Origin of the sequence: Microbacterium sp. B24, from assembly GCF_000333415.1 — a bacterium.
Lineage (GTDB): Bacteria > Actinomycetota > Actinomycetes > Actinomycetales > Microbacteriaceae > Microbacterium.
Genome location: NZ_BADB01000429.1, coordinates 1 through 1,199, shown reverse-complemented (window position 1 = coordinate 1,199; position 1,199 = coordinate 1). Strand labels below are relative to the sequence as shown.

The 1,199-nt window shown below is 70.1% G+C and carries 3 protein-coding genes; 2 read left to right on the top strand and 1 reads right to left on the bottom strand.

Annotation, left to right across the window (positions count from 1 at the left end; all coding sequences use genetic code 11):
• On the top strand, positions 1-267 hold a 267-nt coding region (locus tag I5I_RS12690), incomplete at its 5' end, for a GNAT family N-acetyltransferase (protein ID WP_036320285.1).
• A 52-nt stretch (positions 268-319) separates the two neighbouring features.
• Positions 320-802 carry a hypothetical protein gene (locus I5I_RS12685; RefSeq protein WP_036320283.1) on the top strand — a complete coding sequence of 161 codons (483 nt, stop codon included), beginning with the start codon at positions 320-322 and terminating at the stop codon, positions 800-802.
• 176 nt (positions 803-978) lie between these two features.
• Here the strand turns inward: I5I_RS12685 and I5I_RS12680 are convergent.
• The coding region (locus tag I5I_RS12680; RefSeq protein WP_036320279.1) for a histidine phosphatase family protein at positions 979-1,199 on the bottom strand (221 nt) is incomplete at its 5' end.

The window sequence follows — 1,199 nt, the reverse complement described above, 5'->3', positions numbered from 1 at the left end:
CGACGGATCGAGGACGCGCCGACGGGCGTGCGGTACGAGGTGAAGCACCTCTACCTGCAGCCGCGCACGCGCGGTCGCGGCTGGGGTCGGCTGCTGCTGGACGGGCTCGAGGAGCGGGCGCGCGCCTTCGGCGCGGCCGAACTGGTACTCGACACCCACCACACGCTCGAAGCCGCCGGCGCGCTCTACGCACGCTCGGGTTTCACCGCCATCGAGCCCTACAACGACAATCCCAACGCGACGCGCTGGTACGGCAAGGTGCTCTGAGCTCGGGCGGCTGCATCGACTGACCGGCCGAGGCGCGTGGAAGGATGTCGACATGCCCGCTGGGGAACACGACGTCACCGAACTCGTGGCGGCCGTCGCCTGGTGGCGCGCCGATCTGCCCGGCGCACGAACCCTGCTCGCCGACGCGGCGACGGCGGCGCTGATCGCCGGCAGAGACGGCTACGACCTGGTGCAGCTGGCGCTGATCGATGAGACCGCGAGTCGGTTCGACGTCGACGAGTTGATCGACCGGGCAGCGGGCGACGCGGGTATCACCGAGGCGGTTCACTCGGACCTCGAACCGGTCGTCGTGCATCGACTGTGCCACCTCGTTCTTCATGACGAGGTGAGCCCGCGTGAGCTCGCGCGGTGGGCACACTCCCGCTACCGTCACGGCGCCGGCGACGAGTCGATCGATCTGCTGGCGGTGCTCGACGACGCGCATGACGACGTCGCGGAGGTCGACGGCGATCTTGCGCCGATCGTCGCGGAGATCCGCCGCATCGCCACGCGGATCGTCGCACGCAACGACTGACCAGCGGCGCGGACTGTTCCCAACTCCGGAGAATCGTCGACGTGCGGCCGGAGTTTCCGCGCGGCGGTGCGGGCGCCCCGACAGCCCGGCGAGAGTGTCCGGAGTTGTGAACGCCGACCAGCGAGCGCAGGCCGTCGGATACCGCCCGCCGGACGCGGCCGCCGCATCCTGCCGACTCAGACCGGGGGAACCTCGGGCAAGCCCGTGCGCAGCTCCATGGGCAGATGCGCGAGGTCGTTGTGGGTCACGAGAGCCCACGGACGCCCCTTGCGCTGCGCGAGCACGGTGAGGCCGCAGTGCGCCTGATTGATCGTCATCCACCGCCAGTCGGGGGCATCGAGCACCTCACGCACGAACCAGGCGATCACGGCGTTGTGGGTGATGAGCAGTTCGTGGG

Coding starts and splice junctions, on each gene's coding strand:
- I5I_RS12685 (WP_036320283.1), top strand. CDS start 320: ATGCCCGCTGGGGAACACGACGTCACCGAACTCGTGGCGGCCGTCGCC.